This window comes from Maribacter sp. 1_2014MBL_MicDiv, assembly GCF_001865655.1.
Taxonomy (GTDB): domain Bacteria; phylum Bacteroidota; class Bacteroidia; order Flavobacteriales; family Flavobacteriaceae; genus Maribacter; species Maribacter dokdonensis.
Window position 1 is genome coordinate 3950316 of the sequence record NZ_CP011318.1, and the last position, 23392, is coordinate 3973707.

Here is a 23392-nt window from a genome sequence, read left to right on the forward strand (position 1 = left end):
TCTAATACTTTGCACTTTTTCCTGTTGCAATAGTACGATTTATGAAATCGCGAATATCATCATTTGCAGTTTTTAAATCTTCTCTTCGTAGGTACATCATATGACCTGAACGATATCCTTTAAAACTAAATCTATCTTTCATGCGTCCGCTTGGGTCTACTTGCCACATGGTATATTTTGCATTGAAGTAGGTGGTAGCTCCATCATAATAGCCAGATTGTACCAAAACATTTAAATATGGGTTTTGTGCCATTGCTTGTCTTAAATTATCCCTGGTGTTGTCATCGTCATTGTTCCAAGGGTGTACCGGACCGAACATATTATATTTTACATCGGTCTTAAAATTTAACTCTTCCTGTAAGTAATAGTTAATGGCAGGGGTAAAGCTATGTAGCCAAGATGTTAATTCAGAATTATAGTCTGGCTTTGTTCCAGATAGTTGTTTATCTATTCCCAAATATCTTGAATCTAAGCGTCCTACGGTATGCCCGCTTTTATCTTTTAAAAGATTTTTCCAAAAGAAAGAAGTAGGTACGGAAAGGTTGTGGTCAAGAATGTCTTTTTTGTTCAATCCTGAGTAATAAGCCATTTTATCTGCTACAGCCTCTTTTTCGGAAGCCTCTAAAAATCCTCCTTTAGCCAATGCCGGTATAAGCTTATCAATTGTATATGCTTCAGACTCCGGTAGAATTTCTAAAAGATCCTTACTCTGTAAGGCTGGTGGTAAAGCTTTGTGATGCCATGCCGCCGCAGTATAATAAGGTAGGTTTATTGCTTCGGCAACGGGTCCGGAATTGCGTATCACTTTATAATCAGCCGGTGAAACCATTATGACACCGTTTAAATACATCCATTGCTGATTTTGTAAAGCCAAAGAAAGACCCATTACACGTGTGCCCCCATAACTTTCCCCGATTATATATTTTGGCGAGCGCCATCTGTTGTTTCTGGTTACAAAGGTGTTCAGCCATTCTGCCAAATATTTAATATCGGCATTTATGCCAAAGAATTTGTCGCGGTCTACTTCTTTTCCGCTTGCAGGGATAGTTCTGCTATAACCTGTGTTTACAGGATTTACATAAACGATATCCGCAATATCTAAAACTGAATGTGGATTGTCATTTACACCATAAGGTTGAACAGGATATCCTTCATCATCAATTTTTAAAACCTTTGGTCCGGTATACGCTAAATGCATCCATACCGAACCTGATCCTGGACCTCCATTAAATGAAATCAATAGCGGTCTAGCAGCACGATCCTTGATGTTGTTTCTAGTATAATAGGTATAATGCAAAGAGGCTATGGGTTTTGCATTTTCATCCCACACAGGTTGGGTCCCGGTCTGTGCGGTGTACGAAAAACTAGCGCCATTAATGGTAGCGTTATGTTGTGTTGTGATAACGGTGTCTACGGGTAATTCCCTAGACTGGCCAAAGGCAAATGCAGTGACCAAACAAAAGGTAAATTGTACTATTTTTTTCATGGTTTGATAAGGTTCTATTGTAAAACGAAAATAAGCATTATTGTGCTATTTTATTCGTTGTTCGGACCGATTGAGTTTTAAATGTCAAATCCGTAATTATGATGGTTTTAAAAATTATATGTTTAAAATTTTTTAGCTGTTATTCATAATGTTAATACAACCTAATTAATTATGGAATTACCTGATAATTATTTACTTTTCTAATTCATACAACTAATACTCATGAAACAACTTACAAGACGATCATTTAATGGTTTGGCTACTAAAGGCCTGTTAGGATCCGCTTTTATCGCCAATATGCCGTTGGCAAATGCCTTTACAACTAATAAAAGTAGTAAAAAGTTGGGTGTAGCCTTGGTTGGTTTAGGGAGCTACAGTACTTATCAATTAGCACCATCTTTATTGGATACGGAGCATTGTTATTTGGCAGGAATTGTAACCGGTACCAAAGAAAAGGAATCTGTTTGGCAAGAGAAATACAATATACCCAAAGAGAATATTTATAATTATGAGAATTTTGATACCATTGCGGATAATGACAGTATAGATGTTATTTATGTAGTATTACCCAACAGTATGCATGCGGAATTTTGTATTCGTGCGGCAAAGGCAGGTAAACATGTGATCTGTGAAAAACCAATGGCCGTAAGTGTTGCGGAATGTGATGCAATTATGAATGCGTGCAGTGAACATAAGGTTAAGCTTTCTGTTGGTTATAGAATGCAAAGCGACCCTTATACCCATGAAGTCAAAAAATACGTTAGGGAAAAAATTTTTGGTGATGTATTGTTTGTTTCATCTGATGCAGGATATGTTTCTAACGGTAATCCAGATCAATGGCGATTAAATAAAAAATTATCTGGTGGCGGAGCGCTCATGAACATGGGTGTGTATGCTATACAAACCAGTATCTATGGTACAGGTCAAAACCCTATTTCAGTTTCTGCACAAGAATTTAGTACTAGACCAGATTATTTTAAGGATACCGATGAGACCATTACAGCTCAGTTTAAATTTGAGAATGGTGCTGTTGCACATATGATGACTTCGCATAATGCAAATGGTAATAGATTAAAATGTCATTGTAGTAAAGGTTGGTTTGAGTTAGATCCAGCCCATAGTTACGGACCAATAAGTGGTAGAACTTCTAATGGAGATGTCTTAAAGTTTCCACATAAAAGACAACAGGCTTTACAGATGGATGATTTTGCAAAGCATATTTTGTTGGACAGTAAAAACTTGGCTCCTGGTGAAATGGGAAAAAGAGATATGATAATTGTAGAGGCTATTTACAAATCGATAAGAGAAGGTGGACAAGAACAGTTATTGTCATTAGGTGATTTAGGTATTGTAGTGTAATTACTTGAAAAACAAGTAGTTAAATCTTAATTTAAAGTTAAGTTCAAGATTTGATCACTTCGATTTCAAGTTAAATTTACATGTTAACATTATCATAAGGTTTAGTTCATTTATTGCTAATTTTTAGAATACCTTACTTACAGGTTATCTATATAGTTTTGGAATTCATAACCTAAAAACTATATTGATAATGAAACAAACGAAAAATTTACTATTTAAAGCCCTTTTCCTTTCTTGCTTAGGATTAGCTGTAATGAGCTGTGATGGAGAAGACGGTGTAGATGGTACAAATGGTATTGACGGTGTAGACGGTGCTGATGGCGCAGACGGAGCTGATGGCGCAGACGGAGCTGATGGTGCCGATGGTGCTGACGGACAAGATTTGACTCTAGAAGAATCTATTCCATTAACTAGTTCCGTAACTCCAAACGAACTATTTGAACTAAAAGGTGCTTTTGCAGGTTCTGCCGACCTTAATATGATCATGTCTTCTGCAGATATCTTAGAATCTGATTCTACTTTTGTTTATGGTTCTTATATGGATGGTGCTGCACTATATCCTACCGAAGATGGCAACTATGCTTTGATCAATAATCTAGAAGCAGATTACTCCATTGCAAGAATTATGTTGAATTCTGAACTACAGCCTATACAAGGAGATTATATAGTAAATTCTACAGCTACTGCTTTTACGGCAATGTGTTCTGGATCTTCAATTACTGTTGAAGAGCACGGGTTTGGTCCTTTATACCTTTCTGGTGGAGAATGGGGCGGTAACGCTAAAGGTGTATTTAAAGTAAACCCTTTTAGAGCAAAAGAAGACAGGGTAGAAGTAGAAAGATTACCTGCACTGGGTGAGTGGTCAACTGAAAACGCTGTTGTTATTGGAAAAGATGCATATTTTTCTCAAACGGTAGTTTTTATGGGTGATGACCATAGCGATAATACCTATCCGCAAGCTCATTTTGGAATGTACGTTGGTCAAAGAGGTGACCTTTATGGAGGTAAACTTTATGTACTTAGAGGTACAAACCCAGTAGAATCAGCTCCTGGAGAAGGCGGTCAGTTATTTGAAATGGGTATGGCTCAAGACATTGAATACGATGTAGAATGGGTAGAAGTTACTGAAAGAACTATAGATGAGTTGAACCAAGAAGCTATTGATTTGGGTGCTATAGGATTTCAAAGAATTGAAGATATCGATTGGAGAAGAGGTTCTGCCGATGCTCAAAGAGAAGTATATTTTAATGCTACCGGTAGAATACGTGGTGATAATCCGGACCTTAACTTAAGAGGTACAGGTTTTGGTCGTGTTTACAAACTAGTTTTAGATTCTGAAGACCCAACGGCTCCTGCTAAATTAACTGTTGTGGTTGATGGTGACTTAGAAGGTGGAAAAGGTGATGGAATGCATTCTCCAGATAACATTTTGGTAACTGAGAACTATGCTTACATTCAAGAAGATCCAAATGGTTATGGAGATTTAAATGCAGATATCACAGGTTTTGCCAAGTTATGGCAATTAGACCTAAATACGGGCAACTTTGTTGAAGTTATGGAGTGTAACCAAACATATGCTGCAAGTGTTGGTATTGGTAATACCGATAGTATGTGGGAAATAACCGGCTTGATCGATGTTACCGATATCATAGGTGCATCTGAACCAACCTTTATTGGTGGGGCTCAAGTACATGGTTGGAATTTTAGTACCACTCCTGATACAGCTGTAAGGGCAGACGGACTAAAATTTGTTGACCCAACAGCAATTAGTGAAGGCAGTGCTGCATTAGAAGGTTCAGTTTTATTCAAATTGACTGGCTTACCTAGATAAGTGATGTAATTGTACCAAGTTTAAAGGTTCCCTTCACTGGGAACCTTTTTCTATTCATATTAATTTCAAAGTGAAACATGAGCGCATTTAATTATAAATGGATTTTGATAGTATTTGTTTGTTTTTTTCTTTCCTGCAAGAATGAAGAAACAAAACCTTTGTTAGCTATAAATGCTAATGATCAATCTATGTTCAACAATGCTATAAGGGAACATTATTTTTTGGCATTGGATAGTACTTCTTATTACATGCAGCAAATAGATACCGCACAATCGCTCTCAAAGAACAAAGAACTGTTTTTAAAAAGTAGGGAATGGTATAAAAGGGTAGAGCCTATGCTTATTGCGTATGATTATGAGAATTATATCTCAATGAATGCGCCTAATTTGCTTAAGGTAGAAATAGACGACCATACCGATATTAAAAAACAAAAACCAAAGAGTTTTCAAGTATTGGAAGAGCTCCTTTACAGTGAAGAAGGATATTCCAATGAAGATTTGAATACTGTATTAGAGTATTTAAAGATTAGAATTCCGTTTGTACGAAAAAATCATATTCTCATCACCCAAAGAGATAGGCATCATTTAAAAATGATAAGAGATGCCATTGTAAATGTGGCTACTAAAGGTATTACAGGTTTTGATTCTCCAATGTTGGCAAACTCAATGAACGAAGCTGTTTATAATTATGAAACGCTACAAACAGTTTTGGATATTTATAAAGAGGCTTTTAGGTATAATACCTTATATGTACATTGGAAAAAAGAAATTTCTTCCACCATTGATGATTTACAAAGTGCCAATTTTGATGAATTTGATCGATACTCGTTTATAAAATTGCATACCAATACGCAATTGGATCTAGTGGATAAGACTGCTAATGATTGGGGAATTGAATTAAGCCAATCAAGGGCTTTAGACCCTAAGGTGACCAATCTTTTTGACAAGAACTTTTTCAATATGAAGATGTTCTCCACACAAAGAGCACCAGATATAACTGAAGAAAGAATTGAGTTAGGAAGACAGTTGTTCAATGATACGGATTTATCCGGCTCCGGTACTATTAGTTGTGCGACTTGCCATATTGCGGAAAAAGCATTTACCGACGGGCATAAAATTGCTAAAGGTATAAATGGACAAGATTTGCAACGTAATTCTCCAACATTAACCTATGCCGTTTACCAACGTTCTTTGTTTTATGATGGTAGGGCAGATGGTCTTGAGGATCAAATTGTTGGAGTCACCAATAATGAAAATGAGTTCCACATCGATTTGGAAAAATTAGAAGAGAAAATTCAAGATAAATCAGTGTATAAAGTTCAATTTGATTCGCTTTACGATGGCAAAATTACCGATATGAACGTGCGTAATGCCATTGCAACATATATAAGAAGTTTAGCTCCGTTCGATTCTAAATTCGACCGGAACATGAATGGGCTAGAAGAAACCATGACTACCGAAGAGATTACCGGTTTTAATCTTTTTATGGGTAAAGCGGCGTGTGCCACTTGTCATTTTCCACCGGCATTTAACGGTACGGTGCCTCCTAAATATATGGAAAGCGAATTTGAAAATTTGGGCGTGCCCAAAAATGCAAGTTTTGAAAACCCTGTTTTAGATGATGATTGGGGGCAGTATTATCCTTATGAAGTAGAGGAGAAGAAGCATTTTTTTAAAACTTCAACAGTGCGTAATGTAGAATTAACCGGACCATATATGCACAACGGGGTGTATGAAACTTTAGAGGAAGTAGTGGAGTTTTATAATGTTGGTGGTGGTCAGGGCATGGGCCTAGATGTACCTTACCAAACATTACCACCTGACTCTTTACATCTAACGACTACAGAATCAAAGGCGATTATTGCTTTTATGAAAACACTGACCGATAAAAGATTTGAGAAAGAAGCCATAAACTAGAATTTTTCAAAAACACCTAAGCCAAAAAGGGCAAAATCATATTTAACTGGATCCAAAGGGTCCAGTTTTCTTAAGCTTTTATCTAGCTCGGCTAATGCTTTCGCATCGTTTTGTTTTCTTTTTAACAAACCTAATTTTCTAGCTACATTACCTGAATGTACATCTAATGGACAAGATAACTTTGAGGTAGGTATTCCTTTCCATATGCCAAAATCTACATTGGTGATTGCATCTCTAACCATCCAACGTAAAAACATATTTATCCTTTTGGCGGCAGAACCTTTTAAAGGGTCAGATACGTGCTTTGTTGTGCGTTGCTCATATGGTAACTCAAAAAATATTTTCTTGAATTTTGAAATGGTGGGCTGTAGAGAATTTTTGTCTTGAAGAGTTGTGAAAATACCTTCAAGACCTTGGTGTTGAAGGTAAATATTCTTTAAGCTCTTTATAAAATATCTTAAATCATTTTCATTGAAAGTTCTATGAACAAATCCTGATAAATTATCTAAATCATCATCGGTATGGTTAAGCACAAAGTCATACGGACTTTGTCCCATTTTTTCCATTAACTTATGAGCATTATTGATGATGCTCTTTCTGTTACCCCAAGCAATGGTTGCCGTTAGAAAAGCACTGATTTCAATATCTTCTTTTTGTGTGAAAAGATGCGGAATTTGTATAGGGTCGGTTTCTAAGAATTCAGGTTTATTGTATTCAAAAACCTTTTCGTCAAGAAATATTTTTAGCTCACTTTTTGTCATTCAATAGAAATATCTAACAATTGCATAATTAGCACAGGAACCACTAAAACCATATTGTAAATGGCGTGTAGCGCCATGGACCATAACAGACCAAATTTTACCCGTATGTAGCCTAAAAGAAAACCTACACTAATTTGTGGTGCAACCAACAATGGAGAAAAAAGTAAAACCTGAGTGCTCATTTCAAAATTACTGATATGCATAAAGCCGAACGCAATTGTAAACAAATAGAAAATTGGTTTAAAAAATTTTGAATTTTTAAAAAAGACAAGCGGACCTCTAAATAACAGTTCTTCAAAGAAAGGAGCTACAATTACTGCTAAAAAGAAAATAAGTGCCACTGAGTAGTTTTCGAATAAATCATCCATGGCATGTTTGCCCATCTCAAGCTTTAGAATACTTTCTAAAACTGCAGCTACCATTAATAATAGAATACTTGCCGTTAATGCAATAATTAAAAGCTTGAAGAGAACTCTCAATTTTTCTAATAAAGAACTTTCAATATCTTGTGTATAGACAGGTTTTATTATAAATGAAAGTAGCTCTTGAAGCATACGGATCTTGGTTATGCTATTATTATTTCCTTGTCTACAATTTTACCATCTACCATGGTTAATTTACGATCTGCCATTTCTGCCAATTCAGCATTGTGGGTCACAATTACAAAGGTCTGTCCAAACTTTTCACGAAGCTCAAAAAATAATTTATGCAGGTTGTCTGCACTTTCTGAATCTAAATTTCCACTAGGTTCATCAGCAAAAATTATTGAAGGGTTATTGATCAACGCACGGGCAACCGCTACCCGCTGTTGTTCTCCGCCCGATAATTCTGAAGGTTTATGGTCATATCTGTGACCCAGGCCCAAGAAGTTTAATAGTTCTTTGGCTCTATCTTCAGCTTCAGATTTTGGCGTCTTTTTTATAAATGCAGGTAGGCATACATTTTCAATGGCCGTAAATTCTGGTAATAATTGGTGAAATTGAAAAATGAATCCTATATGTTCATTTCTAAATTTTGCTAAATCTTTATCATTTAGTTCCGTAGTTTCAATACCATTGATCAGTAACGTACTGTCTTTTCTATTTGATTGAACGTCTAAAGTTCCTAAAATTTGTAATAAGGTAGTTTTACCGGCACCGGAAGCACCAACTATAGATACTATTTCTCCTTTTTTAATATGGAGGTCAACTCCTTTTAATACTTCTAATTCTCCGTAATATTTATGAATGTTAGAAGCTTTTATCATGAGTTAAGTTTAGTTTAGAGTTGTGATAGTTTGAAATTCAAAATTAATGAAAAAGGGGCACGTTAAAAACTGTAATTTTCATTTAGTGATCATTTAGCCCAATGTTCTGGAGCCATTATTTAAGACTATATAGCAATATGAACTATTTATGATATTTTTACGTTTGTTGATGAAAGAAATATTAAATTTGTTCAACCTAAATTTAATTAGGTTAAACATTAAATATAAAATATGTCCCCGTATAGAAATTTAGAAGAATATAATCTTGAAATTACCGATGAAGTTAAAAGTAGGTACTCATCTATTATTGATGAAATTGGTGAGGATGTAGCAAGAGAGGGTTTAGTTAAAACACCTGAACGTGCTGCAAAAGCAATGCTATTTTTAACTCAAGGTTATAAGCAAGATGCCGTTGAAATTTTGAAAGGGGCAATGTTCAAAGAAGATTATGATGACATGGTCATTATAAAAGATATTGAGCTGTATTCTCTATGTGAGCATCATATGTTGCCATTTTTTGGAAAGGCACATATTGCTTACATACCAAATGGTCATATCGTAGGATTAAGTAAAATTCCAAGAGTGGTAGATGTTTTTGCAAGAAGGTTACAAGTACAGGAAAGGTTAACGCATGATATTTTAGAGTGTATAAATAATACTTTAAAGCCTAAGGGAGTGGCCGTTGTTATAGAAGCTTCACATATGTGTATGATGATGAGAGGTGTACAAAAGCAAAATTCTGTAACTACAACATCTGGTTTTAGAGGTCAATTTGAAAAAATTGAGACTAGAAATGAATTCTTGAAGTTAATTAGTGCTAAACTTTCCTAATTACTATCTCTGCACGTTGAGAAGATTTTTTTGTAAAATTTGGCATCTTTGTTGTATTCTAAAGTTAGAATAACTAATTTTTAAGTATGTCAATTTTAAAAGAAAAAAAATACAAGCAACTTTTCATGGGGTTGCTATTTGATGGTATAGGTATGCTTTCTTTTGCTATACCTTTCGTCGGTGAATTTTCAGATGTGGTATGGGCTCCACTTTCTGCGTGGTTAATGACACGTATGTATAAAGGAAAAATAGGTCAAGCTGCAGGTGTTTTCACTTTTATAGAAGAAATTGTTCCTGGTTTTGATATCATACCTTCGTTTACGCTAATGTGGTTGTATACATATGTGTTCAAGCCTTCTAAAAAAGGGCGTACAATTGAAGTGTAAAATCCACCTTTATTTTTATAGAAACTCTTAACTTTAACTCAAATAACATGAGTTTTGAAGAGAAGAAATTTTGTTGCAAAATCTAGTCTAAGTGGTCTTGCCGCTTTACTAGGAGTGGATATTATTTATAAAGAATTTATGCCTTTGGGCTACACACCTGTGGCGTTACAAGAATCAGACCCGTTTAAGCTATTCAATAAGGATAAAGGCATGGTCGTACTAAACGATAAGCCTTGGAATATTGAGGCTCAAGCTCATCTTTTAGATGATAGGGTAACTCCAAATAAATCTATTTTTGTTCGAAATAACGGATTGATTCCGGAAGACATAGATGTTGATACTTGGACACTTACCATAGACGGAGAATCTGTTAAACAGGAGAAAACATATACGTTGTCTGAGCTAAAGTCAAAATTTAAGCATCATACCTATCAATTGACCTTAGAGTGTGGTGGTAATGGTAGAAGCGAATTTGATCCGCCTGCAAAAGGAAATCAGTGGACTGTGGGTGCGGTGTATTGTGCTAGTTGGACAGGTGTGAGATTACGTGATGTGTTAGAAGATGTCGGTATTAAAGATGATGCTGTCTACTTTGGTTATCATTCTGCAGATACACACCTTAGTAGAGATCCTACTAAAGAACCAATATCTAGAGGAGCGCCCATGTCAAAAGCTTTACAAGATGAAACATTGTTGGCTTTTAAAATGAACGGTGAAGAGATTCCCTTAGTACATGGTTATCCTTTACGGGTCATTGCGGGAGGATGGCCTGCCTCGGTTTCTGGAAAATGGTTACAACGTATTAGTATTAGAAATATAGTTCATGACGGTACCAAAATGACCGGAACGGCATATAGAGTGCCTTGTAAACCCGTTGCTCCTGGTGAAAAAGTCGCGGATGAAGATATGTGTATCATTGAATCTATGCCGGTAAAATCTTTAATTACCTATCCAAAATCTGGAGCTGTTTTATCAAAGAATAAAAAATTAAGTATTAGAGGTCATGCATGGGCAGGTGAACTAGAAGTTGCCAAAATGGAATACTCTATAGATTTTGGCGCTACTTGGCATCATTGTACAATTGAAAAACCTGCAAACCGATTAGCGTGGCAGCATTTCTCAGCAGATATTTCATTTCCGCAAGAGGGCTATTATGAAGTTTGGGCAAAAGCTACCGATTCCAATGGGGTTAATCAACCCATGTTATTGCCTGGGTGGAATCCAAAAGGGTATTTAAACAATGCTTGTCACAGGATAGCCGTAAAAATCGCATAAATGAAAAATCAGAATCATAATAAGCTAAAACGCGATTTTCAGGAATTATACAGAAAGATAATATTAGCTTGCGCTGTTATTGGCATTGGTGCAATAATTTTAGTGTATTTAATAATTGATCCAAGTTTTTCTACATTTAAAACGGATGCACCACAAACCGAGCTGGTAACTATTCCCGAAGAGGACGATTACGATAAGATAGAAAATGGAATTCATGTACGTACCGGTTTTATAGATGCCCCGGGAATGATGGTTACCGTTCAAAACTGTACCAACTGTCATTCCGCTAAGTTGGTAATGCAGAACCGAATGAACGAAGAACGCTGGAAATCAACTATAAAATGGATGCAGGAAACCCAAAATTTATGGGACTTGGGAGAGAATGAAGCTGTAATTATTAATTACTTGGTTACCAATTACCCACCTAAGAAATTAGGTAGGAGGGCTGTACTCACGGATATTGAATGGTATCAATTTGAAGAATAAAAAAACTAAAAGCCTTTGAATTAAACATCAAAGGCTTTTAGTTTTACATGTGGTTTATATTTTTACTACTCTACCGTAACAGAAAAAGTCTGAGCAATATCTGTTTCTCCGCCTGCATTTGCTAAAGTACCATCGTTAGGTTTCGTAGGCTCATGACGTAACGTAATTGTAATTGTTCCAGAACCGGCATCACCAGTTGTTAATTCAAATTCTAGACCCACAGGATTACCATCTTCATCGGTATCAGAATAAGTCACTTCAGATAAAGAACCAGATAGTCCAAAGAAAAACTGGTGCTCGTCTGCTTCTTCTTCTACTTCTTCGGTAATGTCCTCTGCAGGTGTTTCCGTTTCGTTCAATAATACAATACTCCCAGTATAGGTCGTATTTGCGGATAAATTATCAGCTGTTACCACAGGAGCATTAGGTCCATCTCCATCTAAATCTTGAGATTGCAATGTTGCAGAACCATTAGCGCTTGTTAACGTTACTGTCATGGTAGTAATGATTTCTTCTTCGTTTACTACTTCTGGGGTATCGTCATCACTTGAGCATGAAGTCATTACGGTTGCCATTAAACTTAGTGCTAGAACGGTTTTTAGTGTGCTGTTTCTTTTCATAGTTTTACTTGTTTTCATTTGTTAGTAATAATTATTATTAATAGTTAAAAATTAGGCGCATACTTATATTTCTGCCCATATCATCTACAAAATAACGTTGCCTATTTAGGTAGTCACGATAGTTTGTATTTAGTAAGTTGGTTGCACTTAGACCTACGGTTAAGTCATTTTTATTTTTAATTGTAAAAGATGCTTCCGTATTTATTGCCAATAGGTGATAAGCTTCGGGCGGTGTATTAATTTCCAATAATACGTTCTCTTGTTGTTGAGGAGAAAAAACCTCAATATTTTCTGGATATCTGGATTGTTCAAATACATATTGACTTTCAAGACTTATAAGGAAGTTGCTCCATTTGGTATTGGTGTACGTAATGCTATTTGTAAAATTTGCAGCAGGTATATTAATTAAGGGTGTGTCTGTTTCACTATCTGTACCTTTTACCCAAGCAAACTTATGATCTGTTCTAATATTTGATGTCCAATTATTATATAAAGAAGCATCAATACCAAACAAAACTGCATTAGTCTGACGATAAGACCATACGGGGAAAGCGCCACGTATAGTAAATTCTACACCCGTTGGTTCAAGAAGTATAAAGTCTTTAATGCTATTAACAAATGGCGCAACAGAATACCCAAATTTGTTACTATTTCTTTCTAGTGAAGCTGAAAATTTAGAAGAAGTTTCACTGTTCATTCTCAAATCGCCCAATTCTATTCGTGCCGCAGAATGGTGAAGACCATCGCTAAATAATTCAGATGGGTTAGGTGCTCTTTGAGATAGGGCATAGTTAAACCGTAAATGATCTTTTCCGTATATTTCGTAATGGAAACCTAATGTTCCTGAGACGTTATGATAGTCAAAGACTGGGTTTGTCAGTAGTTGCGTACCTAAATCTTCCAATACGATATCGGCAAAATCTATATCATAACCACGTTCTTCCCAGCGAGAAGTTATGTAGAATTTTTTAGAATCTATTCTGCTGAAATCATATCGTAGTCCGGCATCTAGCGTCCAATCGGTATCAAGTTCATAACTACCTATTGAATACAAACCAAAATCAAATTTATCGTAATCAGGTATTAATCTTCGGACACCGGTATCTGGATTGGCAAAATTGGTTTGGAACCTTCCTAAAGCTCCAACTTTGAGATCTAGACCTTGTTTTGCATCAAATTTTATATTGGTCAGTACGGAATGTGTGGTTAAATCTAGATCTAAAGATGCTTTATCTGCATCATCGCCTACACGTATATCATATTCGAATCTTCTGTTTTTTTGAAAATCGTATTGCAGGGTCCATTTTCCAAAACCTTCAAATCTTCTATAATAATTTAGCTTTCCTAAATGGTGGCTAACTTTTTGGTATGGTTGGGAAATATCATAAGTAAAATCGTTTACCACGCTTGGTACGTTACTATTAATGGCTGTTATTAAATCATCTATATTGCCAATATGTGATGCTCTCAATATGCCAATTTCCGAATTAAAATATGAGTAGTAACCTTCCCATCCTTGTATAAAGTCTCGTTTACCTATATTAAGTGAGACCCCACTTTCTTTAATACCTGTATTTGATAATATATAATCTGGTGCTTCAAGATCCCCAAGTCTTTTAAAAGACCCTTGTCCTTTAATGTAAAGGCCTGATTTATATGATTTGGTCAATGAAGATGTTATGTTACCACCACGGCCATTTGAGGCAAGATTAAGTTGGGTTTTGCCAAACAAGGAGTCAGTTCTTATTATTGGTAAAGGTTCAAGTACAATAACACCTGCGATAGCATCTCCTCCGTATTCTATAGCGGCAGCACCTTTTATAACGCTTATATTCTGATTTGCATTTACGTCTACATTAGGGGCATGCTCTTCTCCCCATTCCATATCTTGCATACGAACGTTATTGTTCAAAATTAAGATTCTACTACCGTTTAAACCTTGTATGACCGGTTTAACTATATTTCCTCCGGTATTTAAGGTTGATACTCCGGCAATCTTTTTTAATGCATCTCCTAAACTATTACCACTGCTTCGTTCGATATCTTTAACCGATAAAATATTTTCCTGAGCGGAATTTGTGTTTTTTGGTACATCACCAACAACTTTGACCTCCTTTAATTCTTCTAGGTGATGTTCTAGCCTAATTTCTGAATAGGTATCCCCATTAATGGTCAATGTTATAAACTTTGTTGTACATTCTGGATGCGATATTTCAAGTTCTATAACCCCGTCACATAGCTCCTCAAAGCTAAATTTTCCGTTTTGTTGGGAGACTGTAGAAAAACCTTTGCCAGTTATGTTAATAGTTGCTCCACTCAACGGACTGTTGTCATGGAAATCAACAATTTCTCCTAATAATATTGAATTGCAATCTTGAGCGTAAATAATTGTGCTACATAGGATTGCGAAAACATATAAATAATACTTCATTATATAAGTTTAGCGCTATAATAAATTGGTTGAAAAAGAAAACCAATTTTAAAATTCGGAAGGGGTATTAGGCTTGGAAGGGTGGGGGGCGACCAAAAGTAGTGTACCTGAAAAGCGTTTTAGGTACTGTAATTGAAAAAGGTATCAGTTTTTTTTCAGTGATAATAATTACTGAAGCAAATATGAATATAAATGTGGCAACTAAAGTGTATTCAGCGTTTTGATTCTGAACTGCCAATTCACAAATACTACAATTTTCTATAGTATCTACTTTATTGTCTTGATGGGAATAGACATGAAAAGAAGTTACCTTGATCAGCATAAGGCAGAACAAAATAAATACTGAGAAATATGTAAATATTGATCTCTTCACAGCGCTAAAGTACTAAAAGATGTAGAACTGTTTGTTAAAGAAAACCCAACAAAAGTGTGTTAGAATAAAAATCCAAGTCCAATTCTTTTCAGCATTTTTTTCTCAAAAGCCCAAAAAAATCTAAATTGACCAAATAACCATCCATAAATTACCAATAACACTTGATAGAAAGGGAAAATTAATAAAATTCGTAAAAACCAATACAGAGGGCTTCCCCACCAGGCAGTCGAAAAATTTTCTTGCTGAAGACCAATTAAATTTAGAAAAGGCTTTGCTACATATACAGATGATGATCCGGTGATAGCAAATACTATAAATATAATTACAAGTTGAAAATTACTGGAGATTCCCCAGCGTTCTTTTAATTTCTGCATGGCATGTATTGAAAACGCCAAATATACTTTTTATATACGTGGTATAAAAGGACCTAATCGCTGATTGTATTTTCTTTGGAAATAAATAAAATAACTATACAGCTTATAGTTTACTTCATAGCCATAATCAATTTGTCTGGAGTAATCTATTTGCATTTCATATAAATTTGGATTGTATCTAGCAGGCTGTAATACTCTTTGGTTCCATTCTAAAACCATTATTTGATTTCTATTTTCCAAGAAATTTTGCGAATAATAACCTTCAGGTTTTGCTATTGAGGCCAACCATATATTAAAACCAGGTTCTATGATAATAATTTCATATTCAGTTTCTTCACTTGAAATAGAAACGGTATCTCCTTCTACTTGGGTAAAGGCATTTTTTTCATCTTCGCTTATAGCTATTGATGCGCTCTTTGTACCACAATTAAATAGCAATGCACAAAAGGTCGCAGCTATTGTACCGTAAATAATTTTAAATATCTTCTTTTTCATAGAAATAAGATACAAAAAAAAGCCGCTTGTATTTACAAGCGGCTTAACTATATGATTTCTAGGTGTTATTTACCGAAAAGACCTCCTAAAAGACCTCCAAGACCACCTTGTTTTTTATTGCTGCCCATTACCATACCGGCAACATCATCTAGTATGCTTCCGTCACCATCAGCATCTAATAATGAAGTGATAAGGCTTTGGTTTTCTTGAGGTTGACCTCCAAGCATGCTACCTAAAAGAGCGTTCATTCCTGTGCCGTCACTTACATTGCTCTGCGCAGTTTGCTTACCTAAAAAGCCCATGACTATAGGGGCTGCAATTTTTAATATTTGAGCAACCGATCCGGAATCTAAACCAGATTTTGCACTTAATGCACTTTCTACTTGTGGTTGTTTACTTCCGAATACATGACCTAAAATACCCGCACCGTCATTCATTACACTTTCGTCTACACCGCCACTAAACAAACCTCCTAGGTTATCTAAGATTCCGCCACTATGATTACTTGATAATGCACTCATTAAACCCTGAGCACCTTCTGGTGTTGAAACGTTTTTTTTCATTGCACCAAGAATTAGTGGCATTGCCATACTTAGTACATTAGCGGTTTTGTCTTCAGGCTGATTTGTTTGCCCAGCTACACCGCTAATTAATTGTTGCCCCATTGGGCTATTTAATAAATCTAATAATCCTGCCATTGTAATGGTTAATTTAATGTTTATGCCGTAAAATACGAAAAAGAGTCAATAAAATATGCTATTGAGCTCTTAATTTAGTAAAGAAATAATTTGGTCGGCCAATTCTTGTCCAATTCTTTCTTGTGCCTCTAAAGTTGCTGCACCAATGTGTGGAGAAAGCGAAATGCTAGAGTGCATTAGAATTTTAATCTCTGGTTTTGGTTCAGATTCATAAACGTCTAAACCGGCAAAAGCAACAGTGCCGTTTTCCAAAGCATCGATCAATGCAACTTCATCTAAAACACCACCCCTTGCGGCATTGATGATACCAACACCCTGTTTCATTTTGGAGAATTCAGCTTTTCCCAGAACATAGTTCTCTTGACCGGGAATATGCAATGAAATATAGTCTGCATTCTTTAGGACATCATCTTTGTCAGTGTTCTTTAGTGTGAACGTAATATTTTGACCATTATAAAAAGTAAGCTCAATGTCTGTCTGCGCTACATCTGGATCACAGTATATAACCTTCATACCCGCGCCAATGGCAAGTTTAGCGGTAGCTTGACCAATGTTACCAAATCCGAATATACCTAAGGTTTTACCTCTAAGTTCCGTACCCTTTGAGTAGGATTTCTTTAATCCTTTAAAGTTACTATCACCTTCTAAAGGCATATTTCTATTTGCATCATATAAAAAACGTGCGCCACCATAAAGGTGTGCAAAAACCAATTCTGCCACAGATTCAGATGAAGCAGCTGGTGTATTTATGACATGAATATTTTTAGATTTAGCGTAATCTACATCTATATTATCCATACCAACACCACCTCTACCAATTAGTTTTAGAGTAGGACAGGCATCAATTAATTCTTTTCTGACTTTGGTAGCACTACGTACCAATAATGCGTCAATTTTATTTTTATTGATATAGTTGCTTAATTGTTCTTGAGCAACCGTCGTCGTTAAAACGTTAAATCCAGCTTTCTCCAAAGTGGTGATTCCATTTTGGGAAATTCCATCATTTGCTAATATCTTCATATGTTTTAATACAATTTTATTGTTGTGTTCGGTATCTATTACAACAATTATCCTCTTCTTTCCATTTCGCTCATGACGTCCACCAATACACCAACACTTTCTAATGATAATGCATTGTACATACTAGCTCTATACCCTCCCACAGAACGGTGACCGTTTAAACCATTAATTCCGGCTTCTTTTAGCAAACTTTCAAAAGTGGTTTTTAAGACATCATCCGTAAGGTTGAAAGTGGCGTTCATTAAAGAACGGTCCTCTACATTGGCGAAGCCTTCAAAAACAGGATTTAGATCAATCTCAGAATAAAGTAATCTTGCCTTCTTTTCGTTGATTTCTTCTATAGCTGCAATACCACCAAGATTTTTTAACCATTCTAACGTTAACATAGAAGTGTAAACTGCAAATACAGGTGGAGTATTGAACATGCTATCTTTTGAAATATGTATTTGATAATCTAACATTGAAGGAATTTTTCTAGATACTTGACCTAAAATTTCTTCTTTAACGACTACCAAAGTTGTCCCTGCAGGACCCATATTCTTTTGTGCACCGGCATATATTAAATCGAACTGAGAGAAGTCTAAACTTCTTGAGAATATATCTGAGCTCATATCACAAACAAGAGGACAGTCGGTTTTTGGAAACTTCTTGAATTGGGTACCAAAAATTGTATTGTTAGATGTAATATGTAGATAATCTAAACCGCTAGGAACTGAATATCCTTTAGGTATGTATTTAAAATTTTCATCTTTAGATGAGCCAACTTCAACCACATCGCCAAATAATTTAGCTTCTTTAATGGCTTTGTCGCTCCAAGTACCAGTATTTAAATAACCTGCTTTTTTCTCCAGTAAATTGTATGCCACCATTAAAAATTCCATACTTGCACCACCTTGAAGAAATAATGCTTTATAGCCTTTGTCTTTAAGATCTAGCAGTTCTAATGCCAATGATCTTGCATTTTTCATTACGGCAACAAAATCTTTACTTCTATGTGAAATTTCAATAAGTGAAAGTCCAGAACCATTAAAGTCCATAACAGATTCAGAAGCTTTTAAAAGTACTTCTTTTGGTAAGATACAGGGACCGGCACTAAAATTATGTTTTTTCATCTTGTGTGTAATTTAAGGTTGCAAAGGTCAGAATTTTTTGAAGATTTTTCTTTACTATCGCTATTTAATTCTTAGAAGTGTTCAATAAGAATGCTATGGTGTCTATACCGTCGGCATAGTCGTTTAGCATTGGTTTTTGGGTGTTTCCAAAAGAAACTTCATCTTCTACAAAACCAGATGAAACAATACATTGTAAGTTTTCTTTATTGTCCTTAAGCTTCTCTTTTAATGTTGACTCATCTTCGTAGTACTCGTAAAACAATGAAGCTATTGGCGAACCAAAACTTTCCTCTTCTTTTAAAATCAAAAAACCATTATCCAATATTTTAAACTCGCTCATTAAATAAACTGCTTTATTGTAATCGTAGTTATTGGCGTATTTATGGTGATTGATAATGTTATTGTACGGAAACATTGCTTTGAAAAAAGTGTCAATATTATATTCCCTTGGGAGGTATATTTTAGATACGCTTCTACACCCTAAACCAAAATATCTAAAAATATCCTCTCCTAATGCTGTTAGCTCTTCTTGGGATTCCTTTCCTGATAAAACGGCAACAGAATTTCTGTTTTTGCGAATAATATTTGGTTTTTTACCGAAATAATACTCAAAATAACGTGCCGTATTGTTACTTCCAGTCGCAATTACAGCATCGTAATGATCAAGTTTTTCTTTGGTAAATATTACTTTATCCTTTAAAGAAGGTTCAGTGTCAATTAAAAAATCAATGAGAAGTGGAATTAATTTTTGATCATTGCTTGATAGTTTTACTAAAGCTTTATTGCCGGTAATTAAAACGCATAAAAGATCGTGAAACCCTACTAAAGGAATATTGCCGGCCAAAATTAACGCTACAACCTTTTCATTGTTGATGCTAAGGTCGTAGTTACTCAGCCAGGTTTCAATATTTTCTTTAGAAAGTACTTTTCCCCATTCTTTGAAAGCATGAGTGCAGTTTTCTTCTGTAAACCAGCCATTATAATGATGTGCTCGTTCTATTTCTGATTTGAAGGAACTTACCCATTTGTCATTTAAATGATCAGAAATGGTGTTTTTGTCTATTAATTCACAAAATGTTCTTAGAAAATTTCCAAGTTTAACAAAAGCTGTTATCGTAAGGTTGCTATGGGCCATTATATTTGTATACTAAATAGGTAGGAATTACCTTTGTGCAAAAATAAGCATGCCCGTTCTTTTTTGGGCATTTTAATGTAGAAGAAATTATGGCAATTATAATAACTGATGAATGTATAAATTGTGGGGCTTGTGAACCAGAATGTCCAAACACTGCAATTTATGAAGGAGCAGATGAGTGGAGATATAGTGATGGTACATCTTTAGAGGGAAATGTTGTTTTACCTGATGGAAAAGAAGTTGACGCGGGTGAAGTACAGGAACCTATTAGTGATGAAGTATATTACATAGCTCCAGATAAATGTACCGAGTGTATGGGCTTTCATGAAGAGCCACAGTGTGCAGCTGTATGTCCGGTAGATTGTTGTGTGCCAGATGATGACCATGTTGAAACAGAGGAGGTATTATTGGCAAAGCAACGCTTTATGCACCCTGAATAAATGAGGGGGTAATTTTTAGAATATACCTATCATGAAAAATATATTCTGAATTGGATTTAATTATTACTTCTTGATGAAATAAAAAAAAAGCTACCTAAATCAATAGGTAGCTTTTTTATTAAATAAACTAAATCAAAATCAAAACTTGTAATTTAAAGATAAGTTGAACATGGTTCCTAATTGGCTAAAGTGGTAACCATCATACGTCATTTGAGAATAACGTTGGTTGAAAGTAATTAGGTTAGATTGGTTCTGAGTCTGAGCTGGATCTGCCAAGATAGCATCTCCTGCAGCATTTTGAGAAACAAAACTCCATTCTGGTAATACGTTGAACAAGTTGTTAATGTTTAAGGCTATAGTTAATTTATCTGTAGCGCTATAATTAACTCCTAAGTCCGTAACTACTTTTGGATCGAATTCTGTACCCAAATTAAAGTTACCATTTGCATCAGTACTTAAACCTTGTTGAAAGAAGCTGGTTTTACCGAATAATGTGTTATTCAATGAAAAACCGAATTTATTGATGTCATAATTAGCTCCTAAAATCCACTTTGTTCTAGGTCTTGATGTAAAGAACAAGGCTTCTTGCGTTTGGTTAACTACAGATTGACCAGAATTTGCTACTAAGGCGATATCCTTTACAGGACCGTCTAGTTCATTCTGAATTGTATAGTTACCAGATAAGTTCAAATCTAAGCTGCCTTCTCCAATTTCAATTCCTTTGTAGGCAAGTACCACATCTACACCAGAGGTTTTGGTGTCAATTGCGTTAGAAAAGAAACTTACATCGCTTAAGTTGTTGTTCGCCAATAAAACGTCTAATGCGTTAGTAGCGTCGCCACTAGGACCTATTTCATTACCTAATACAATTCTATCTTTTACTTTAATGTTGTAATAATCTAAAGTATAGCTGAATTTATTAGCGATTTTTCCTCCAAAACCTATAGTAAAGTTTGTAGATGTTTCAGCATCTAATTGAGGTATACCCAAAAGTTTTGCTTGTGTAGACACGTTGTTGATCAGACCACCAACTTGAATACCTTGACCCGGTACAAAGCTGTACTGTGCTTTTTGAGTATAAATTTGGTGTAGGGTAGGAGCTCTAAAACCAGAAGAAATAGAACCTCTCAATGTAAATGCATCGCTAAACTTGTAACGAGAACTAAACTTATAGATGAACGTATTTCCAAAATCAGAATAGTTTTCCGTTCTGATAGTACCACTTAGTAAAAATGCATCAGATACATCGTAGTCTAAACTTAAATATCCACCAATGTTGTAACGATTGAATTTTCCTGAGTTTTGAGGAGATGCACCTGCAAATGAATCTGCACCACCACCGTCATAAGAGGCAAGTTCACCTTCTATAATTTCAAAAGTTTCTGTTCTAAACTCAGCACCAACACCAATACTTACTTTGTCTGAAAGTAACCTTGAGATATCAATGTTACCAACATTATGGGAAAATCTAGTTCCTCCCGGATCAAAAGACTGCTGGCTATTTTCTCTATATAATTCTGAGCCTTCAGTAATTTCACCGTCATCAACAGAGCCATTGCCATTAGCATCTATAAATACAGATGGAGAATATACAACATTTCTATTGTGGGTATTGTTTACCTTATACGTTTGTAAGTTGCCACCAGTTGTGAAGCTTGCATCAACATTCCAATCATTAATAGTTGATTTAAATCCTATTGTTGCATTATAATCACTTAATAAACCTTCAAATGTTGGTAAGTAACCATCATATCCACCTGCAGTATTTGGGTTGTCACCTGGAAAGAAATCAGCTAGATAAGGAAAATCATCAACTGTTCTCCAATACGGTGTTCTGTAGTTGGCAAAACTATTTACAGCTTTGTAGACATATGCAGCGTTACCATATAAAGTGGTGTTTTCGCTTAAGTCATAACCTAAATTTACAGAGAACTTTGCAGCAGCGGTTTCTGGAGAACCATTGATGTTACCAGCATCTGGACGTCTTGATAAGAATTCTTGTACATCTGCAATATCGGCACCAAAATCAGCAGCTTCACCAGCAGCATTAACGGTACCTGGTCTATTTGCTTGATTTACTTTAGATAAATCCAATGTATAATTCACAAAACCTTTGTCTTCACCTATGGTAGAACCATTATTGATTGCTACACCGAACATTTCACCATCACCTTCAGAAGTAATACCTGTTCTCAACGTGGCAGAACCTTCATTTGGAGAATCTTTTAGAATAATGTTCATTACACCCGCAATAGCATCAGAACCATATTGAGCAGATGCTCCATCTCTAAGAATTTCCACTCTTTTAATCGCATCTGTAGGTATTGCCGAAATATCAGCACCGGTTTCACCACGACCTGGGGATGTTTGAGTGTATAATAATGCACTTAAGTTTTTACGCTTTCCGTTTATTAAGATTAACGTTCTACTTGGTCCCATATTTCTTATCTCATAAGGATCCAATAATGAAGTTGCATCATTTACAGGTGTCTGTACGGTATTAAAAGATGGTATTCTGTATTGTAAAGCTTTGTCAAAAGTAGCCTGACCGGTAGAGGTCAATTCTTTAACACCAACAACATCAACAGGTAAAGGTGTATCTGTATTACTTCTAGGAGCGGTTCTAGACCCAACTACAATAAATTCATCTAGGGCTACACCTTCAGATAATTGAACATTAATTACGCTTTTTCCAGCTGTAGACACCTCTTGGGAAGCAAAACCTATATAGCTAAAAACTAATTTGGTGTCATTTTCAATATTAATGGTATAATTACCATCAAAATCTGAAGTTGTTCCGTTTGTGGTTCCTTTTTCTACGATGTTCACACCTGCTAAAGGCATTCCTGAATCGTCGGTTACCTTACCTGTAATGCTATTTTGAACCTTAGTGTTCAATGTCATGGCAGATATACCGTTTGTACTAGAGTTTAGTCTTAAAACCTTAGCTCTTTGTGGTTTTTTATGATAAACTACATAGTATTTGTTTCCTAAATATTCAAAATCGAAACTAGTTTTACGTTCTAGTTTATTTATGATTTTATCTAAAACAGGGAACTTGTATTCCTCAGGGTTTAAACTGGTAGAAGATACCAGAGTGGGGTTGTAAGTAAAATA

21 protein-coding genes are annotated in these 23392 nt (G+C 35.5%); 8 read left to right on the top strand and 13 right to left on the bottom strand.

Features of this window, described 5'->3' with window-relative positions; genetic code table 11:
• Position 1: 1 nt before the first annotated feature.
• Positions 2-1486 carry a S10 family peptidase gene (locus YQ22_RS16610; RefSeq protein WP_071342087.1) on the bottom strand — a complete coding sequence of 495 codons (1485 nt, stop codon included), beginning with the start codon at positions 1484-1486 and terminating at the stop codon, positions 2-4.
• A gap of 222 nt (positions 1487-1708) precedes the next feature.
• Between YQ22_RS16610 and YQ22_RS16615 the strand changes: the two genes are divergently transcribed.
• From YQ22_RS16615 to YQ22_RS16625, 3 genes are all read left to right on the top strand, one after another.
• Positions 1709-2845: a Gfo/Idh/MocA family protein gene (locus tag YQ22_RS16615; RefSeq protein WP_071342088.1), complete on the top strand. Its 1137-nt coding sequence runs from the start codon at positions 1709-1711 to the stop codon at positions 2843-2845.
• A gap of 190 nt (positions 2846-3035) precedes the next feature.
• Positions 3036-4676: an alkaline phosphatase PhoX gene (locus tag YQ22_RS16620; RefSeq protein ID WP_071342089.1), complete on the top strand. Its 1641-nt coding sequence runs from the start codon at positions 3036-3038 to the stop codon at positions 4674-4676.
• Between the two features lie 77 nt (positions 4677-4753).
• A complete protein-coding gene (locus tag YQ22_RS16625) occupies positions 4754-6592 on the top strand; it encodes a cytochrome-c peroxidase (RefSeq protein ID WP_071342090.1) in 1839 nt (612 codons plus the stop codon).
• On the opposite strand, the gene YQ22_RS16630 is transcribed toward YQ22_RS16625, so the two are convergent.
• From YQ22_RS16630 to YQ22_RS16640, 3 genes are read right to left on the bottom strand one after another with little or no spacing between them, the layout of a single operon-like run.
• Entirely contained in the window at positions 6589-7353 is a 765-nt protein-coding gene (locus YQ22_RS16630; RefSeq protein ID WP_071342091.1) for a TIGR02757 family protein, read from the bottom strand. The genes YQ22_RS16625 and YQ22_RS16630 overlap by 4 nt on opposite strands.
• On the bottom strand, positions 7350-7907 hold the full coding sequence (locus YQ22_RS16635) for a CPBP family intramembrane glutamic endopeptidase (RefSeq protein ID WP_071342092.1): 558 nt from the start codon (positions 7905-7907) through the stop codon (positions 7350-7352). Before YQ22_RS16635 ends, YQ22_RS16630 begins: the two co-directional genes overlap by 4 nt.
• An 11-nt stretch (positions 7908-7918) precedes the next feature.
• Positions 7919-8599 carry an ABC transporter ATP-binding protein gene (locus YQ22_RS16640; protein WP_071342093.1) on the bottom strand — a complete coding sequence of 227 codons (681 nt, stop codon included), beginning with the start codon at positions 8597-8599 and terminating at the stop codon, positions 7919-7921.
• A gap of 231 nt (positions 8600-8830) precedes the next feature.
• Between YQ22_RS16640 and folE the strand changes: the two genes are divergently transcribed.
• From folE to YQ22_RS16660, 4 genes are all read left to right on the top strand, one after another.
• Complete coding sequence (gene folE, locus YQ22_RS16645) at positions 8831-9430, top strand: GTP cyclohydrolase I FolE (protein WP_058102580.1); 600 nt, start codon at positions 8831-8833, stop codon at positions 9428-9430.
• Between the two features lie 86 nt (positions 9431-9516).
• Positions 9517-9816 carry a hypothetical protein gene (locus tag YQ22_RS16650; RefSeq protein ID WP_071342094.1) on the top strand — a complete coding sequence of 100 codons (300 nt, stop codon included), beginning with the start codon at positions 9517-9519 and terminating at the stop codon, positions 9814-9816.
• A gap of 54 nt (positions 9817-9870) precedes the next feature.
• The gene (locus YQ22_RS16655) at positions 9871-11091 is read left to right on the top strand and encodes a sulfite oxidase (RefSeq protein WP_071342095.1); all 1221 of its coding nucleotides are present in this window, start codon (positions 9871-9873) and stop codon (positions 11089-11091) included.
• The gene (locus tag YQ22_RS16660; RefSeq protein WP_071342096.1) at positions 11092-11577 is read left to right on the top strand and encodes a monoheme cytochrome C; all 486 of its coding nucleotides are present in this window, start codon (positions 11092-11094) and stop codon (positions 11575-11577) included.
• A 65-nt stretch (positions 11578-11642) separates the two neighbouring features.
• Here the strand turns inward: YQ22_RS16660 and YQ22_RS16665 are convergent, their stop codons facing one another.
• The 8 genes from YQ22_RS16665 to YQ22_RS16705 form a co-directional block, all read right to left on the bottom strand.
• Positions 11643-12197 carry a type 1 periplasmic binding fold superfamily protein gene (locus tag YQ22_RS16665; protein WP_071342628.1) on the bottom strand — a complete coding sequence of 185 codons (555 nt, stop codon included), beginning with the start codon at positions 12195-12197 and terminating at the stop codon, positions 11643-11645.
• 37 nt (positions 12198-12234) lie between these two features.
• Complete coding sequence (locus tag YQ22_RS16670; protein WP_071342097.1) at positions 12235-14628, bottom strand: TonB-dependent receptor; 2394 nt, start codon at positions 14626-14628, stop codon at positions 12235-12237.
• Between the two features lie 432 nt (positions 14629-15060).
• Positions 15061-15375, bottom strand: a complete 315-nt coding sequence (locus YQ22_RS16680; protein ID WP_071342099.1) for a DUF6787 family protein — start codon at positions 15373-15375, stop codon at positions 15061-15063.
• A 30-nt stretch (positions 15376-15405) separates the two neighbouring features.
• Complete coding sequence (locus YQ22_RS16685) at positions 15406-15870, bottom strand: DUF6146 family protein (RefSeq protein WP_071342100.1); 465 nt, start codon at positions 15868-15870, stop codon at positions 15406-15408.
• Positions 15871-15935: 65 nt separating this feature from the next.
• The gene (locus tag YQ22_RS16690) at positions 15936-16568 is read right to left on the bottom strand and encodes a DUF937 domain-containing protein (RefSeq protein ID WP_071342101.1); all 633 of its coding nucleotides are present in this window, start codon (positions 16566-16568) and stop codon (positions 15936-15938) included.
• 69 nt (positions 16569-16637) lie between these two features.
• Entirely contained in the window at positions 16638-17588 is a 951-nt protein-coding gene (locus tag YQ22_RS16695) for a D-2-hydroxyacid dehydrogenase (RefSeq protein WP_071342102.1), read from the bottom strand.
• Positions 17589-17635: 47 nt separating this feature from the next.
• On the bottom strand, positions 17636-18700 hold the full coding sequence (gene serC / locus YQ22_RS16700; protein WP_071342103.1) for a 3-phosphoserine/phosphohydroxythreonine transaminase: 1065 nt from the start codon (positions 18698-18700) through the stop codon (positions 17636-17638).
• 64 nt (positions 18701-18764) lie between these two features.
• Positions 18765-19835 carry an acyl-CoA reductase gene (locus tag YQ22_RS16705; RefSeq protein WP_071342104.1) on the bottom strand — a complete coding sequence of 357 codons (1071 nt, stop codon included), beginning with the start codon at positions 19833-19835 and terminating at the stop codon, positions 18765-18767.
• An 89-nt stretch (positions 19836-19924) separates the two neighbouring features.
• Here YQ22_RS16705 and YQ22_RS16710 point away from each other — a divergent pair, with 89 nt between their 5' ends.
• On the top strand, positions 19925-20275 hold the full coding sequence (locus YQ22_RS16710; RefSeq protein ID WP_058102593.1) for a 4Fe-4S dicluster domain-containing protein: 351 nt from the start codon (positions 19925-19927) through the stop codon (positions 20273-20275).
• 138 nt (positions 20276-20413) lie between these two features.
• Here the strand turns inward: YQ22_RS16710 and YQ22_RS16715 are convergent, their stop codons facing one another.
• Positions 20414-23179, bottom strand: a complete 2766-nt coding sequence (locus tag YQ22_RS16715; RefSeq protein ID WP_071342629.1) for a TonB-dependent receptor — start codon at positions 23177-23179, stop codon at positions 20414-20416.
• Positions 23180-23392 lie beyond the last annotated feature (213 nt).

Excerpts from the sequence above, each read along its gene's own strand:
- YQ22_RS16690 (WP_071342101.1), bottom strand. The coding sequence starts at position 16,568 with ATGGCAGGATTATTAGATTTATTAAATAGCCCAATGGGGCAACAATTA.
- YQ22_RS16635 (WP_071342092.1), bottom strand. The coding sequence starts at position 7,907 with ATGCTTCAAGAGCTACTTTCATTTATAATAAAACCTGTCTATACACAA.
- YQ22_RS16630 (WP_071342091.1), bottom strand. The coding sequence starts at position 7,353 with ATGACAAAAAGTGAGCTAAAAATATTTCTTGACGAAAAGGTTTTTGAA.
- YQ22_RS16705 (WP_071342104.1), bottom strand. The coding sequence starts at position 19,835 with ATGGCCCATAGCAACCTTACGATAACAGCTTTTGTTAAACTTGGAAAT.
- YQ22_RS16680 (WP_071342099.1), bottom strand. The coding sequence starts at position 15,375 with ATGCAGAAATTAAAAGAACGCTGGGGAATCTCCAGTAATTTTCAACTT.
- YQ22_RS16715 (WP_071342629.1), bottom strand. The coding sequence starts at position 23,179 with ATGACATTGAACACTAAGGTTCAAAATAGCATTACAGGTAAGGTAACC.
- YQ22_RS16640 (WP_071342093.1), bottom strand. The coding sequence starts at position 8,599 with ATGATAAAAGCTTCTAACATTCATAAATATTACGGAGAATTAGAAGTA.
- folE (WP_058102580.1), top strand. The coding sequence starts at position 8,831 with ATGTCCCCGTATAGAAATTTAGAAGAATATAATCTTGAAATTACCGAT.
- YQ22_RS16695 (WP_071342102.1), bottom strand. The coding sequence starts at position 17,588 with ATGAAGATATTAGCAAATGATGGAATTTCCCAAAATGGAATCACCACT.
- YQ22_RS16670 (WP_071342097.1), bottom strand. The coding sequence starts at position 14,628 with ATGAAGTATTATTTATATGTTTTCGCAATCCTATGTAGCACAATTATT.
- YQ22_RS16625 (WP_071342090.1), top strand. The coding sequence starts at position 4,754 with ATGAGCGCATTTAATTATAAATGGATTTTGATAGTATTTGTTTGTTTT.
- YQ22_RS16710 (WP_058102593.1), top strand. The coding sequence starts at position 19,925 with ATGGCAATTATAATAACTGATGAATGTATAAATTGTGGGGCTTGTGAA.
- serC (WP_071342103.1), bottom strand. The coding sequence starts at position 18,700 with ATGAAAAAACATAATTTTAGTGCCGGTCCCTGTATCTTACCAAAAGAA.
- YQ22_RS16610 (WP_071342087.1), bottom strand. The coding sequence starts at position 1,486 with ATGAAAAAAATAGTACAATTTACCTTTTGTTTGGTCACTGCATTTGCC.
- YQ22_RS16620 (WP_071342089.1), top strand. The coding sequence starts at position 3,036 with ATGAAACAAACGAAAAATTTACTATTTAAAGCCCTTTTCCTTTCTTGC.
- YQ22_RS16665 (WP_071342628.1), bottom strand. The coding sequence starts at position 12,197 with ATGAAAAGAAACAGCACACTAAAAACCGTTCTAGCACTAAGTTTAATG.
- YQ22_RS16685 (WP_071342100.1), bottom strand. The coding sequence starts at position 15,870 with ATGAAAAAGAAGATATTTAAAATTATTTACGGTACAATAGCTGCGACC.
- YQ22_RS16615 (WP_071342088.1), top strand. The coding sequence starts at position 1,709 with ATGAAACAACTTACAAGACGATCATTTAATGGTTTGGCTACTAAAGGC.
- YQ22_RS16660 (WP_071342096.1), top strand. The coding sequence starts at position 11,092 with ATGAAAAATCAGAATCATAATAAGCTAAAACGCGATTTTCAGGAATTA.
- YQ22_RS16650 (WP_071342094.1), top strand. The coding sequence starts at position 9,517 with ATGTCAATTTTAAAAGAAAAAAAATACAAGCAACTTTTCATGGGGTTG.